Origin of the sequence: Frateuria sp. GZRe12 (assembly GCF_051900535.1) — a bacterium.
Classification (GTDB): Bacteria; Pseudomonadota; Gammaproteobacteria; order Xanthomonadales; family Rhodanobacteraceae; genus Frateuria_A.
The window spans coordinates 1,052,550-1,067,113 of record NZ_JBHZGI010000001.1 but is presented as its reverse complement, the minus strand read 5'-3'; the positions used below and the strand labels follow the sequence as shown (position 1 = coordinate 1,067,113).

14 protein-coding genes are annotated in these 14,564 nt (G+C 67.7%); 9 read left to right on the top strand and 5 right to left on the bottom strand.

The features are described from left to right. Positions 1 to 6: 6 nt before the first annotated feature. Together ACFWZ4_RS04860 and chaB are read left to right on the top strand one after the other, a co-directional pair. Complete coding sequence (locus tag ACFWZ4_RS04860) at positions 7 to 621, top strand: DNA-3-methyladenine glycosylase (RefSeq protein ID WP_439703583.1); 615 nt, start codon at positions 7 to 9, stop codon at positions 619 to 621. Between the two features lie 67 nt (positions 622 to 688). Continuing rightward, positions 689 to 916, top strand: coding sequence for a putative cation transport regulator ChaB (gene chaB / locus ACFWZ4_RS04855; protein ID WP_439703582.1), 228 nt, complete (start codon positions 689 to 691; stop codon positions 914 to 916). 135 nt (positions 917 to 1,051) lie between these two features. Here chaB and ACFWZ4_RS04850 read toward each other — a convergent pair whose 3' ends face one another. The 5 genes from ACFWZ4_RS04850 to ACFWZ4_RS04830 form a co-directional block, all read right to left on the bottom strand. After that, positions 1,052 to 1,513 (bottom strand): hypothetical protein, encoded by a 462-nt coding sequence (locus ACFWZ4_RS04850; RefSeq protein ID WP_439703581.1) that lies wholly within the window; start codon positions 1,511 to 1,513, stop codon positions 1,052 to 1,054. Positions 1,514 to 1,581: 68 nt separating this feature from the next. Further along, positions 1,582 to 1,851 (bottom strand): cell division topological specificity factor MinE, encoded by a 270-nt coding sequence (gene minE, locus ACFWZ4_RS04845; RefSeq protein ID WP_439703777.1) that lies wholly within the window; start codon positions 1,849 to 1,851, stop codon positions 1,582 to 1,584. 5 nt (positions 1,852 to 1,856) lie between these two features. After that, positions 1,857 to 2,672, bottom strand: coding sequence for a septum site-determining protein MinD (gene minD, locus ACFWZ4_RS04840; RefSeq protein WP_439703580.1), 816 nt, complete (start codon positions 2,670 to 2,672; stop codon positions 1,857 to 1,859). A gap of 39 nt (positions 2,673 to 2,711) precedes the next feature. Beyond that, positions 2,712 to 3,479, bottom strand: a complete 768-nt coding sequence (gene minC / locus ACFWZ4_RS04835) for a septum site-determining protein MinC (RefSeq protein ID WP_439703579.1) — start codon at positions 3,477 to 3,479, stop codon at positions 2,712 to 2,714. Positions 3,480 to 3,487: 8 nt separating this feature from the next. Beyond that, positions 3,488 to 4,117 (bottom strand): GNAT family N-acetyltransferase, encoded by a 630-nt coding sequence (locus ACFWZ4_RS04830; RefSeq protein WP_439703577.1) that lies wholly within the window; start codon positions 4,115 to 4,117, stop codon positions 3,488 to 3,490. Positions 4,118 to 4,312: 195 nt separating this feature from the next. On the opposite strand from ACFWZ4_RS04830, the gene ACFWZ4_RS04825 reads away from it, so the two are divergent. The 7 genes from ACFWZ4_RS04825 to ACFWZ4_RS04795 all read left to right on the top strand — a co-directional run bounded on the left by ACFWZ4_RS04825 (position 4,313) and on the right by ACFWZ4_RS04795 (position 14,541). Beyond that, on the top strand, positions 4,313 to 5,542 hold the full coding sequence (locus ACFWZ4_RS04825) for a sensor histidine kinase (protein WP_439703576.1): 1,230 nt from the start codon (positions 4,313 to 4,315) through the stop codon (positions 5,540 to 5,542). Between the two features lie 96 nt (positions 5,543 to 5,638). Next, entirely contained in the window at positions 5,639 to 6,280 is a 642-nt protein-coding gene (locus tag ACFWZ4_RS04820; RefSeq protein ID WP_231321206.1) for a response regulator, read from the top strand. A gap of 332 nt (positions 6,281 to 6,612) precedes the next feature. Then, positions 6,613 to 8,025: a polyketide cyclase gene (locus tag ACFWZ4_RS04815; RefSeq protein WP_439703575.1), complete on the top strand. Its 1,413-nt coding sequence runs from the start codon at positions 6,613 to 6,615 to the stop codon at positions 8,023 to 8,025. Between the two features lie 273 nt (positions 8,026 to 8,298). Then, complete coding sequence (locus ACFWZ4_RS04810; RefSeq protein ID WP_439703574.1) at positions 8,299 to 10,824, top strand: TonB-dependent receptor plug domain-containing protein; 2,526 nt, start codon at positions 8,299 to 8,301, stop codon at positions 10,822 to 10,824. Between the two features lie 183 nt (positions 10,825 to 11,007). Beyond that, entirely contained in the window at positions 11,008 to 11,934 is a 927-nt protein-coding gene (locus ACFWZ4_RS04805) for an ATP-binding cassette domain-containing protein (protein ID WP_439703573.1), read from the top strand. Further along, entirely contained in the window at positions 11,934 to 12,668 is a 735-nt protein-coding gene (locus ACFWZ4_RS04800; protein ID WP_439703572.1) for an ABC transporter permease subunit, read from the top strand. Before ACFWZ4_RS04805 ends, ACFWZ4_RS04800 begins: the two co-directional genes overlap by 1 nt. A 1-nt stretch (position 12,669) precedes the next feature. Then, positions 12,670 to 14,541, top strand: a complete 1,872-nt coding sequence (locus tag ACFWZ4_RS04795; RefSeq protein WP_439703571.1) for a Gldg family protein — start codon at positions 12,670 to 12,672, stop codon at positions 14,539 to 14,541. Positions 14,542 to 14,564: the final 23 nt, after the last annotated feature.

Sequence of the window (14,564 nt, the reverse complement as noted above, 5' to 3'; positions counted from 1 at the left end):
GAGCGCATGACACCGGATTTCATCGCCTCGTTGCTTGGACGCCCGGCCATCGCGCTGCCGCGGGCGTTCTACGCGCGCGATCCGCGCGAGGTGGCTCCCGATCTCCTCAACAAGGTGCTGCTGAACGCCGACGGGCGCAGTGGGCGGATCGTGGAGACCGAGGCCTACTGTGGCGCGATGGACCCAGCGGCGCATTCCTGGCGCGGGCGCACGGCGCGCAACGCGACCATGTTCGGGCCGCCCGGGCGGCTCTATGTGTATTTCACCTATGGGATGCATTGGTGCTGCAACCCGGTGTGCGGCGAGGAGGGCGAGGGCGTGGCGGTGCTTCTGCGCGCCCTGGCACCGCTGACCGGGCTCTCCGCGATGCGGCAGGCGCGTCCACGCTGCCGGCACGATCGCGACCTGTGCCGCGGGCCCGCGCGGCTTTGCCAGGCGCTGGGCATCGACGGCGTGCAGGACGGCATCGATCTGGTCGAAGGGACCGGAGGTTTCGTCCTCGTGGATGATGGCCTGGCCCCTCCGACGCAGCCAGGGGTTTCGGCGAGGATCGGCATCACCCGCGCGGCAGAGGCGCCATGGCGCTGGTACGTGCAAGGCGACCGGCATGTGTCGCGCTAGGACAAGCTTGACGCTCGCTTGATCTCCGCGGGCGGACGGTGGGGCGAATCCATCGAGGAGAGCGGCCATGCCTTACAAGTCCACCAGCGACCTGCCCGACGCCGTGCGCGACAACCTGCCCGAGCACGCGCAGGACATCTTCAAGGAGGCGTTCAACAGTGCCTGGGACGAGTATGCGGATCCGGACAAGCGCCGGGGCAGGGAATCGCAGGAGGAGGTTTCGTTCAAGGTCGCCTGGTCGGCGGTGAAGAACGAGTACGAGAAAGGGAGCGACGACAAGTGGCACCGGAAGTAGGGCGTGCGCTTGCAGCCCTCGTCCCCCTTGCGAGGCAAGGGCGGGGAGGCTCGTTGCTGGCCGATCTTCCAGGTTGGATCGTGAGCCTTCGGCTAGCCCGGCCCATCAACCCCGGCGGGACAGGAAACTGATGCGTCAGGCCAGCCCGCGGACCGTGAGGAACGCCAGCGCCTCGGCGGCATCCTGCTCGAACCATGCCCGCGTCGATCCGAGCCGGAAGCTGTAGCCCCAGGTGTCCATGTCGGCCATCAGCCGTGCGCGACCGACGCCCGGCAGTTCGTCGGCGAGCAGGATCTGCAGGTAGCAGGTGGCGTCTTCCTCTTCCACCGAATCGGTGGCGTCGGTATGCACCTGGGCGCGGCGATCTGACGGAAGCACCAGCAGGTGGCAGGCCTCGTGCAGCAGCGAGTGCACTGGCGTGTCGTTACGCGCGTAGACAGCCGTACCGATGATCCCGGCCTCCTCGTCGCCCCAGTAGCTGCCGGGGATCGGCTCGCCCGCGGGCACGCGATGCAGCGCCAGGCCGTGGCGTGCAAGCAGGGCGGCAGCAGCGTCGAAGCCGATGTCGGCCAGGCGCAGGACGTCAGTGGTGTTCATGAGGGCGTGGGTAGGGCTTCAGCCCACGGCACCGCTGCCGCGAGGTGGGCTGTGGCCCACCCTGCGGGTTACGGCGTGCCGGCGGCCTTGCCGTCGGGCAGGGCGACCGAAAGCTCCAGCACCTCATGGCCGCTGTCGCGCTCGACGTTGATGTTGATCGCGTCGATGTCGACGTGAACGTATTTCTTGATCACCTCGAGCAGCTCATTGCGCAGCAGCGGCAGGTAGTCCGGCGCGCCGCGGGTGGAGCGCTCCTGCGCCACGATGATGCGCAGGCGTTCCTTGGCGACCGAGGCGGTGGGTTCCGGCTTGCGCTTGAGGAAATCCAGAATGCCCATCACGCTCAACCTCCGAATACGCGCTGGAGAAAGCCCTTCTTGGCCACTTCGGTGAAGCGCAGGGGGCGATCTTCGCCGAGGATGCGTGCGACCGTATCGCGGTAGGCATGGCCGGCGTTGGAATTCTCATCCAGGATCACCGGCACGCCGGCGTTGGAGGCAGCCAGCACGTTCTCCGATTCGGGAATCACGCCCACCACTAGGATGCCCAGGATTTCCTCGACGTCCTTGACGCTGAGCATCTCGCCCAGCGCCACGCGCGCGGGGTTGTAGCGGGTCAGCAGCAGGTGCTGGGTGATCGGGCCTTCGTCGCGTTCGGCGCGGCGCGTCTTGCTGGCGAGCAGGCCCAGGATGCGGTCCGAGTCGCGCACCGAGGACACCTCGGGATTGACCACCACCACCGCGTGGTCGGCGAAGTACATCGCCAGGTGCGCGCCCTTCTCGATGCCGGCGGGCGAATCGCACACGATGTAGTCGAAGCCGTCCTTGGACAGGTCGTCGAGCACCTTCTCGACGCCTTCCTGGGTCAGCGCGTCCTTGTCGCGGGTCTGGCTGGCGGCCAGCACGAACAGGTTCTCGTGGCGCTTGTCCTTGATCAGCGCCTGCTTGATCGTGGCCTCGCCGTGCACGACGTTGACGAAGTCGTACACCACGCGCCGCTCGCAGCCCATGATCAGGTCCAGGTTGCGCAACCCGACGTCGAAGTCGATCACCGCAACCTTCTTGCCGGCCATTGCCAGCCCGGTGGCCAGCGAGGCGCTCGTGGTGGTCTTGCCGACGCCGCCTTTGCCAGACGTGACGACGATAATCTCAGCGCTCAAGGGCTCTTCTCCGGAATGCTTGGGTGGGAATCGCGCCGGTCACAGCCGGGCGATCATCAATTTTTCACCATCGAGCCAGCATTGCACAGCCTGGCCTTCGAGGTCCTTGGGGATCTGTTCAAACACGCGGTAGTGGCCGGCAATGGCCACCAGTTCGGCGCGGAAATCGGACACGAAAATGCGCGCCTTCTCGTCGCCCTGCGCACCGGCCATGGCGCGGCCGCGCAGGCTGCCGTAGACGTGGATGGAGCCGTCGCTTATCACTTCGGCGCCGTTGGCGATCGCGCCGGTGAGCACCAGGTCGCGGTCGCGCGCATAGACCTGCTGGCCCGAGCGCACGGTGCCGTCGTGGTGTTGCGCGCCCAGCGCCGGGCCGGCGGGCGGCGCGGCGTGGATCGGTTCGCGCACCGGTTCGGGACGGGGCGGGGGCGCGGCGGCCGGCGCAGCGGCGGGCGGCGCGATGCTGCCGCCGTCGGCCGGCTCATACGCGGCGCGGAACTTGGCGATCAGCGGCAGGCCCATGCGCTGGGCCAGCGCCTCGGTGGCGCTGGTGCCGTAGGCCAGTCCGACCGGCAGCATGCCGGCGCTGCGCACCGCCTCGAGCAGCGCATCGACGGTACCGTCGTCGGGCAGGTCGAGCAGGTGCGAAAGGTCCAGCACCACGGCGGCGCGGGAGAACAATTGCGGTGCCGAGCGCACGCGGCGTTCAAGCTCTTCGCAGAGCGCGGCGGCATCCACGCGCCGCACGCGCACGCAGGCGATGCCGACCTGGCCGAAGCGCAGGTCGCAACTTTCAGTCGTATCCATCTTTACGGTCACGGATGCCGCTCTCCGGCAACGAGGCGCGGCTGGGAGGGGAGGGAGGAGTGGGCGAGCGGCAACTGGCGCTCGGCGAGCCAGGGTTCGTCCGGCAGGCCGCCGTTCTCGAGCCAGGTCTCGCGCACGTAGGCGTAGCTGGGCAGGTCCTTGGCCAGCAGGCTGACCTGTGGGCCGGAATCGCCCATGCGCTGCTGACCGACTTCCTGAAAACCATAGGTCCCGTGGAACAGCACGACCACGTCATCGCGCGGCTCCAGGAACACCTCGCAGGTGAGCAGCGGCACGCGCACCTCGGCGTAGCTGGTGACGTCGCAATAAAGAATGCGGCCCAGGCCGTGGCGGCGGTACGCGTTGCCGATCACGATGCGGTCGATGTAGACGAACGACTCGTAGTGTTCGGCAAACCAGCGGTAGTTGGGGCTGTCGTAGTTGCCGCCGTCGCGCAGGGCCATCAGGAAGCCGGCCAGCTGGCCGTCGATTTCGGCGACGCGGAAATAGTCGGCACGCTCGTAGAAGTAGCGCAGCTGCGCGGCGTCCAGGGCGAGGATGGAGCGGCCGGCGGCGTTGTTGAGCGCCAGCACGGCATCCAGATCGTGCTCGCGCACGTCGCGGATGGCTAAGGCCATTCGTTGCTCCGCAGATAAACAGTCAGATCGGTGGGCTGCCAGGGGCGTCCCGCAAGGGCGCATTATGGCATGCGATGGCAGGGCGCACACCCTGCGCGCGGCTGTAAAACCTTTGTAAAACGCGAGCCTGCGTGACCGGTGGCAGGGTGACTTTCCGCGCATTGCGCGAGGCTGGCGTGGGCCTATGATGCCGGTATGTCCTGGACCAATTTCAACCATATCCGGCTGCTGCGGCTGACCGGGCTGTTCACCTACCTCTGCGTGGCGCTGCCGCTGTTGCCCGGCAGCTGGAGCCTGGCCCAGGTCAATGCGTGGTGGAGCAACCCGAACATTTCCGGCTGGATCCTTTCCTACCTGGTGTTCGGGCTGACCTACCTGCTGCTGACCGGCCGCTCGGGCATGAGCCGGCAGAGCGGTCGCGCGCAGGTGCTCAAGCTGTTCGGCCTGGTGGTGCTGACCGGCTCGGCCGTGGCGATGGGCTGGTTCAGCCAGAGCGGCCTGTCGGCGATGCTGATGCTGGTGATCGCGGTGGTCTTGCCCTGGCAGTTGCCGGTGGTGGCGGGGCTGGTGTGGATGCTGGCGCAGAACCTGATGCTGATCCCGATCATCGCCAGCTACATGGGCTGGACGATCGTCACCGCGTTCCTGCAGGTATGCATGTACTTGGGCATCTCGGCGCTGGCGTTCTTCACCTCGATGGTGGCGAGCCAGCAGACCGAGGCGCGCGAGGCGCAGCGGCGGCTCAACTCCGAACTGCGCGCCACCCGCGCACTGCTGGCCGAATCGACCCGCATCGCCGAGCGCATGCGCATCGCGCGCGAGCTGCACGACCTGATCGGCCACCACCTCACCGCGCTCAGCCTCAACCTCGAAGTGGCCAGCCATCTGGCCAACGACGCCTCGGCCGAGCACGTGCGCAAGGCGCAGGCGACCGCGCGGCATCTGCTGTCGGATGTGCGCGAGGCGGTCAGCGAGCTCCGCCAGGACGACGCCATCGACCTGACCCAGGCGCTGCGCAGCCTGATCGAGGGCGTGCCCGGGCTGTCCGTGCACGTTGACACGCCGCCGCGGTTCAGCGTGGAGGATCCGCGTCGCGCACAGGTGCTGCTGCGCTGCGCGCAGGAGATCATCACCAACTGCGCCAAGCATGCTGGCGCGCGTCAGCTCTGGCTGACCTTCGCCTATGCCGATGCCAACCAGATCGGGTTGCACGCGCGCGACGACGGCCGCGGCGCGGCGCACTTCAAGCCCGGCAACGGCCTTTCCGGCATGCGCGAGCGGCTGGCGGAGTTCGGCGGCAGCGTCGCGGTCGATACTGCCGTCAGCGAGGGATTCGCGCTGACCGTGCGGCTGCCGCTGGGCGAGGCGCTGGAACTGGCCCATTCGCCATCCCGGCTCGAACCGCCGGCGTTGAGCATGTCATGACGCCGGGCTGGCGCGTCCCATGCCAGAATGGCGGGCAGCGCCCGGCGCCACGGTCGCGCGGAAAGCGCACCATCACCGCACTATCGAGGAACCGCGATGATTTCCGTCTGTCTCGTCGATGACCAGAACCTGGTGCGCCAGGGCGTCCGTTCGCTGCTGGACCTGGCCGAAGACATCCGTGTGGTCGCCGAGTGCGTCGACGGCGCGCAGGCAGTGGCCGACATTCCGCGGATCAAGCCTGACGTCGTGCTGCTGGATCTGCGCATGCCCAACATGAGCGGCCTGGAAGTGCTGCAGGCGCTCTCGGCGCGCGGCGAGCTTCCGCCGACCATCATCCTGACCACCTTCGACGACGACCAGTTGGTGCTGCAGGGCCTGAAGGCCGGCGCGCGCGGCTACCTGCTGAAGGATGTCTCGCTGGAGCAGTTGGTCGAGGCGGTGCGCACCGTCGCCGCCGGCGGCTCGCTGGTGGCACCGATGGTCACCCAGCGGCTGCTGGCCGGGGTGGGGCGCATGCAGAACCAGTTCACCAGCCTGGAGCAACCGGACCCGCTGACCGAGCGCGAGACGGAAATCCTGCGCCTGCTGTCGGGTGGCTATTCCAACAAGGAAATCGCCAACTCGCTGAAGGTCGCCGAGGGAACGGTGAAGAACCATGTGTCGAACATTCTTTCCAAGCTCGGCGTGCGCGACCGCACCCGTGCGGTGTTGAAGGCGCTGGAGCTGGGCATCGTCTGATTCGTCGGCCTGCGCCAAGCGCGCAGGCGCAGCCCGCCGTCGGGAGCCGGGCGCGACGGGCGGATACTGCACTGGACTGGTCTGCGGGGTCGCCTGCGCTCGTCCCGGGGAGCGATCGTAGGAGCCGCCCGCAGCCCGTCTCAGGCCGTTTTCACGGCGCCCAGACAGGCCCCTGCGCGCCCGATGGCGTTCCAGCCCGCGAGCAAGTACCATCCCAAGCTTCGGTATTTCGCCGACCCTCGCCGTGCCTTCCTCCGGGGTCAACCCCGTGGCGCGGAATCCGACGGGAACCTTATAGCGCTGCGCGGAAAAACGCTCGGAGAACCCAGGTAATGATGCGTGTTCTTGAATTCATTGTGGCCCTGATCATCGTCGCCGTGGTCGGTGTCGTGGTAGGCGTGATCATGCCCGGCAGCGGCCATGTGGAACGATCGTTGGTCTTCGGCAAGGACATGCGCCAGGTCTACGATGTCCTCAACAACTTCCGCCGCTTCGAGGACTACTCCTCGCTCCGCCAGGAAGACCCGAAAATCCAGTTCAAGCTTTCCGGAAAGGCCTATGGCCCTGGCGCGGAAGTCAGCTGGACCAGTGACAACGATCGCGTCAGCGACGGCAAGCTGACCATCGCCAGCGCCGACCCCGATTTCTACAAGGTCGACAACACCGTCAACGAAGCCAAGGTCGTCTGGAACCTCGACAACGACTGGCGCGGGCAGGACAAGCACTTCACGCTGGACATGGAGCGCCAGGGCAGCCGCCATCAGCTGACCAAGGTCACCTGGTCCTATGACGTGGCTTACGGCTTCAACCTGGTCAATCGCTATTCGAACCTGTACATCCACGGCGATCCGGATTCGTTGATCCAGACCAGCCTGGGCAACCTGCAGAACGTGCTGGCGGCGGTGCCCAACATCGATTACGGCAACCTGGTCCCGTACATCCGTCCGACCCAGCCGACCCCGATGCTGCTGGTCTCCAGCTCGATCCCGCGCAGCGGCGGCCTGGCCGCCCTGGACGATGCGACCGCCACCGCCGTCAAGCAGATCCAGGACGCCGCCAAGAAGCTGGGCGTGAACGTGGTCGGCCCGCGTGTGATCTTCACCACCAACTTCGGCGACCAGAACTACACCTTCGATGTCGGCATGCCGATCGACGCCACCAGCCTGACCGTGGCCGGTCAGAGCCAGGAGCTGACCGCGCCGCAGCCGCCCAAGCTCGGCGAGGAAGAGGAACCGGCCGAGGCTTCCAGCGCGCCGGCCAGCGCCAGCAGCGCCGCCGGCGCCAAGCCGGCCGGTCCGCAGCCGGGCGACCATGACCGCTTCGGCCGCCTGATCGTGGACAACAACGTGCGCGCCACGCTGGCCTTCGGCGGTCCTGCCCTGGTGGGCGTGTGGAACGGTACCGCCGCCGGCGTGCCGCAGACCCGCGAGATGCTCAAGGCCTACGCGCAGACCCACGGCTACAAGTTCGACGAAGTGACCAACCGCCTGTACGACATCGAAGTGCAGCCGGAGGCGAAGGACAAGGGCGGCAACATCACCACCTACGCCAAGTACGACGTCTACCTGCCGCTGCTGGGCGACGATGTCCCGGAGCAGACTCCCGAGCAGGCCGCTGGCATCCCGCAGCCGACCCTCGAGCCGGCGCCGGCCAGCAGTGCTTCGGCGCCCGCCTCCAGCGCCTCGGCGCCTGCTCCGGCCGGCACCGCCGCTGCTCCGGCCGAGGCTGCCAGCGCAGGCCAGTAAGCCCGCGCGGTTCGTCCTTCGAAATCCTGCCCGCCTCGCGCGGGCAGGATTTTTTTTGTCCGCAAGGTTGGCGCCTGAGCTGCCTGTCCCGGTGGTCGACGGCCAACGCGTGGCGCGACCGATCGCTGTCGCCTGCGCCGCCATGGACCGGTAGTCGCGTCAACCTGCTGAACCGCGCGGCAGGACACAACTCCCCCACCTTCCGCATGGCAGCCTGCTTCGCGCAGGGGAAGCAGCGCCGCCTGGAGGCGGCCATTCGGGAGGGAGCAACGCATGTCGCATCACCATCACGCGACCCACAAGGGTCGCGCAGGATCTGTCGTGCCGCGCACGGGCCTGGCCGTCCTCGCACTGGGATTGTGTCTGCCCGCACTGGGCCAGCAGGCGCCCCGGGACGACGCGAAGGACAAGGGAAAGGTCACCGAGCTGGACAGCGTGCAGGTGATCGGATCGCGCGCCAAGGACCGCACGGCTGCGGAGGCGGTGGCGCCTGTCGACGTCATCAGTGCCGAACAGCTGCAGGACGCCGGCGTGGTCGAAGTGGGACAAGCGCTGCAGATGCTCGAGCCGAGCTTCAATTTCTCGCGCACATTCGTCAGCGATGGCACCGACATCCTGCGTCCGGCAACGTTGCGCGGCCTCGGTCCGGACCAGGTGCTCGTGCTGGTCAACGGCAAGCGCCGCCACCAGCAGGCCCTGGTGAACGTGCAGCAGACCGTGGGCCGCGGCTCGGCCGGCACCGACATCAACGCCATTCCGATCTCGGCGATCGAGCGCATCGAGGTGTTGCGCGACGGTGCGGCGGCCCAGTACGGCTCCGACGCGATCTCCGGCGTGATCAACATCGTCCTGAAGAAGCAGACTGGCCGCACCGACGTTTCGCTCGAAAGCGGACAGACGTACAAGGGCGACGGCCTGATGCGCCAGGGCAGCGTCAATACGGGGATCAAGCTCGGCGGGGATGGCTACCTCGACCTCACGCTCGAATACCGCAAGCGGGACGCCACCAACCGCGCCGGGCTGGACACGCTGCGCGTGGATCCGCCGCGCGTCACCCAGCGCCTGGGCGATGCAGACGCCAAGGATGCCTACTTCTGGCTCAACGGCGGTCTGCCGGTGGCAGGTGGCGAGCTGTACTGGTTCGGCGGCGTTTCCAAACGAGACGGCAGCTCGTACGGCTTCTTCCGTCCGGCGGGCGACAACCGCACGGTGCCGGCGCTCTATCCGGACGGTTTCCTGCCCAACATCGTCACCACGGTGAAGGACGCCTCGCTGGCCGTGGGATTTCGTCGTCCGCTCGGCGACTGGGACCTGGACGTGTCGGTCAACCGGGGACGCAACCATTTCGGCTTCCACGAGGCCGATTCGGTCAACGTGAGCTGGTGGTACGAGCCGGCGCCGGGCGGCGGCATCTACGCGCAATCGCCCACCGAGGCCGACACGGGCAAGCTCAAGCTCACCGAAACCACCTTCAACCTGGACGTGCGCGGCCCGGTCGACTGGGGCGTGGGTGCCAATCCGCTGGACCTGGCCACGGGCGTGGAGTGGCGCAAGGACGAGTACGCGATCACCCCGGGCGATCCGGTGACCTACACCTACGGTCGGACGAACGACCGCGGCATTCCGATCTTCGGCCAGACCGGCGAGATCGCGCAGCCGGGCATGCAGGGCTTCCCCGGCTTCTCGCCCACCGAGGCGGTGAACGATGGCCGCCACAACTGGGCCTTCTACCTCGACGCCGAATCGCAGCTCACCGAACGCCTGCTGCTCGGTGCGGCGGCGCGCTACGAGAAATACTCGGACTTCGGCAACACCACCACCGGCAAGTTCTCGGCCCGCTTCGACGCAACCGACAGCTTCGCCGTGCGCGGCACGCTGGCCACCGGCTTCCGCGCGCCGGGCGTGCAGCAGATGTTCTACAGCCAGCGTTCGACGAACCTCGATCCGAGCGGCGTGCTGGTGGACACGTTGACCGCGCGGCAGGACAGCCCGGTCACCCGCGCCTTCGGCATCCAGCCGTTGAAGCAGGAAACCTCGCGCAGCGGCACGCTGGGCATCGTCTACAAGCCGATGGGCGACTTCACGCTCACCGCGGACGTCTACCGCATCGACATCGACGACCGCATCATCTTCTCCAGCAACATCGTGCCCGAGTCGGTGGGCACGGACGGCCAGCCGTGCGCGCCGGGCAACGGCAACTGCCCGATCCGGGCGATCCTCGATCCGCTCGGCGTGGGGCAGGTGCTGTTCTTCACCAACGCGATCGACACCCGCACCGAGGGCGCCGACGTGGTGGCGCAGAAGGGTTATGCCTTCGACGGCGGCAGCAGCCTCGATCTCACCGCGTTGCTGAGCTACAACCGCACCGAGGTGACCGGGCGCAAGTCGCAGTCGGCCATCCTGCCGCCGGAGAAGTTGTTCGACGACACGCAGGTCACCCTGGTCGAGGAAGGCCAGCCGCGCGTGCACCACATTTTGCAGGGCGTGTATCGCACCGGCGCCTGGGATTTCACGCTGCGCGGCAACTACTTCGGTCCGGTCAGCGGGCAGGGCTTCACGCCCGGGATCAAGCAGACCTGGGGCGGCAAGTGGCTGGCCGACGTGGCGCTGGGCTACCGCTTCTCCGACGCGGCCAGGCTCACGGTGGGCGCCGACAACGTGTTCGACACCTACCCGGACAAGTGGGATCCGGACACCGGCGCGCCGTTCCCGCAGCTGGGCTTTACCTATGGCTGGGAAACCATGCCGTTCGGCATGAACGGCGGCTTTTACTACGCTCGGGTGGATTTCCGCTTCTAGGCGGAAGCGCCCCATCCGGCCTTGGGGCACCTTCCCCCGCGTTCGCGAGGGGAAGGACCAAGTGCCGACTGTCGCCAGCGAGCGTCCCGCTTGCGGGGAGAAGGTGCCGACGGCGGATGGGGCAACCTGCCGCAGCCGCGCACCGTGCGCTAGAGTGACGAGCCAGTCCAAGTCCCGCGCCGCATGATCGAAGCCGACCGACTCACCCGCTGCTATGGCCGCCTCATCGCGGTGGATGCGCTGTCCATCCGCGCCGAGCCGGGCCAGGTGCTGGGACTGCTCGGTCCCAATGGCGCTGGCAAGACCACCGCGATGCGCATGATCGCCGGCTTCCTGACGCCCACCGCCGGCACCGCGCGGGTGTGCGGCCACGACGTGCAGCGCGAGCCGATCAAGGCCAAGCGCGCGCTCGGCTACCTGCCCGAGGGTGCGCCGAGCTACGGCGAGATGACCGTGCGCGAGTTCCTCACCTTCATCCTGCGCGTGCGTGCGCTGCCGGCCGAGGCGCGCTTCCGCCGCTTCGACGAGGTGGTCACGCACCTGCAGCTGGAGGACGTGCTCGAGCAGTGCATCGACACGCTGTCGAAGGGGCTGCGCCGGCGCGTGGGCCTGGCGCAGGCGATCCTGCACGATCCTCCCGTGCTGATGCTGGACGAGCCCACCGACGGCCTGGACCCGAACCAGAAACATGCCGTGCGCCGCCTGATCGACTCGATGGCGCGCGAACGCACGATCCTGATCTCCACCCACCTGCTGGAGGAGGTCCACGCGCTGTGCAACCGGGTGGTGATCATCGCCCGCGGCAAGCTGCTGGCCGATGCCACGCCGGCCGAACTGGAGGCGCGCTCGCGCTACCACGGGGCGGTGTCTTTCAGCGCACCCGGCAGCGGCGTGTCCCAGGAGATGCTCGGCCGCCTGCCGCAGGTGGCGGCGATCGAGGTCGATCCGCTGGACGGGCGCATCACCGTGTTCCCCAAGCCCGGCGCGCGCATCCTGGAACCGGTCGAGGACCTGCTGCGCCAGCAGGGCCTGGAGGTGTCGGAGATCCAGCTCGAGCGCGGCCGGCTGGATGAGGTCTTCCGCCAGATCACCATGGGGGAGGACGCCTGATGCATCCCGTCGCCGCGATCATGCGCCGCGAGCTGCGCAGCTACTTCGTCACCCCGGTCGCGTACGTGTTCCTGGTGATCTTCCTGGTACTGGCCGGGCTGCTCACCTTCTACGCTGGCGACTTCTACGAACGCGGGCTGGCTGACCTGCAGCCGTTCTTCGTGATCCACCCGTGGTTGTACTTGATCCTGGCGCCGGCGCTGTCGATGCGCATGTGGGCGGAGGAATCCAAGGCCGGCACGCTGGAGTTGCTGCTGACGCTGCCGGTGACGCTGGTACAGGCGATGCTGGGCAAGTTCCTCGCCGCCTGGTTGTTCCTCGGCCTGGCGCTGGCGCTGACCTTTCCGATCTGGATCACCGTCAACTACCTGGGCGACCCGGACAACGGCGTGATCTTCGCCGGTTACCTCGGCAGTTGGTTGATGGCTGGCGCGTTCCTGGCGATCGGCGCCTGCCTCTCGACGCTCACGCGCAGCCAGGTCGTGGCCTTCATCCTGACCGCGCTGGTGTGCGTGCTGCTGATCCTGGTCGGCCAGCCGCAGGTGCTGGATTTCTTCCAGGGCGCGCTGCCGCGCAAGCTGGTCAACGGTGTGGCGCACCTGTCGATGCTGCGGCACTTCGAGGCGATCGCACGCGGCGTGCTCGACGTACGCGACCTGATGTATTTCCTGCTCACCATCCTCGCCTGGCTCACCGCCGGCGTGCTGGTGCTCGACCTGAAGCGGAACCGCTGACATGCGCCACCTGCACATCGGCCGCCGCACCTGGCTGGTCGCCGCGCTGGTCGCCCTGACCCTGGCCTTCATCGGCATCACCCTGGCCAGCAGCCGCTGGCTGCAGACAGCGCGCGTCGACTTGACCGCCGACCACCTCTACACGCTCACGCCGGGCACGCAGCACATCATCGACGACCTGCACCGGCCACTGAAGCTTACGCTGTACTTCTCCGAACACGCTACCCGCGACCTGCCGCAGCTCCGAAGCTACGAACAACGCGTGCGCGAGATGCTGCAGGAGATGGTCGCCCGCTCGCGCGGACGCATCCGGCTGGCGGTGATCGATCCGGTGCCGTACTCGGACGATGAGGCCAGCGCCGAGGGCGGCGGCCTGACGCCGATCAACGGCGGCAGCAACGGCGAGCGGGTGTTCTTCGGCCTGGTCGGCAGCACCGTGCCGGGCACCGAGGGCGAAGGCGAGGATCGCAACCTGTCGATTTCGTTCTTCGACCCGGCACGCGAGACCTTCCTCGAGTACGACATCGCCAAGCTGCTCTACGAACTGGACCAGCCGAGCAAACCGCACATCGGGCTGATCAGCTCGCTGCCGCTGGCGGGCAACCCGGCGATCGGCGAGCCGCCGTGGGCGGTCGTGCAGCAGCTGGAGCAACTGTTCGATGTCAGGACGCTCGATGCCGGCACGCTCAGCCGCGTGGGCGACGACATCCAGGTGCTGCTGGTGGTGCATCCGAAGCGGTTGCCGGACGCCGCGGTCTATGCGCTGGACCAGTACGTGTTGCGTGGCGGACACCTGGTGGTGTTCGTCGATCCGGATGCCGAGCTGGACACCACGCCTTACGTGGACAGCAACGGCATGACCGACGACCACAACTCCGACCTGCCACGGCTGTTCGCGGCGTGGGGCGTGGCCTTCAACGCCGGTTCGGTGGTATTGGACCGCTCGCGCGCGCTGCAGATCGAGCTGGCGGGCACCAACCTCAACCATCCGGCGATGCTTGGCCTCGGACCGCAGGAGCTCAACCACAACGATGTGGTGACCGCCAGCCTGCAGCGCATCAACGTCTCCACCGCCGGCAGCTTCGACCTCGCGCCCGATGCGCAGACGCGCCTGCTGCCCTTGATCCAGAGCAGCGCCGAAGCCGAGAAGGTGTCCTCGCAGCGCGTGCTGGAGGCGGTCAGCGACCCGACCTCCCTGCTGCAGGGCTACCAGCCGGACAACCAGCATTACGTGATCGCGGCGCGCCTTCGCGGCACCTTCCACAGCGCCTTCCCGCAGCGTGCGCGTACGCCCGGACACCTGGCCGAATCGAAACCCGATTCCGAAGTCGTGCTGGTGGCCGACACCGACATCCTCAGCGACAGGCTGTGGGTCGAGATGCAGAACTTTCTGGGCCAGCCAATGCTGTCGGCCTTCGCCAACAACGGCGACTTCGCCACCAACCTGGCCGACAACCTGAGCGGCTCCTCGGCGCTGCTTTCCATCCGTGGGCGCTCGGCCTCGCAGCGGCCCTTCACCCGAGTGCGGGCGCTGCAGGCGGCGGCGGACCAGAAGTTCCTCGTGAAGAAGCAGGAGCTGGAGCGCGAGCTGGCCGAGACGCGGCAGCGGCTGGACGAGCTGCAGCCGGTCAAGGGCGGGCGCTCTGGCGGGGCCAGCGCGCAGCAGAAGAGCGAGATCGAGCAGTTCCAGCAGCGGCGGCTGGCGATCAACAAGGAGTTGCGCGATGTGCAGCATCAGCTCAATGCGGAGATCGATGCGCTGGGTTTGCGGTTGAAGGTGATCAACATCGTGCTGGTGCCTTTGCTGGTGACCCTGATCGGGCTGCTCTATGGCTGGCGGCGCGTGCGGCAGAGTCGGTCGCGGCCGAGCTAGGTTGATGGTTCAAAGGCTTTCGG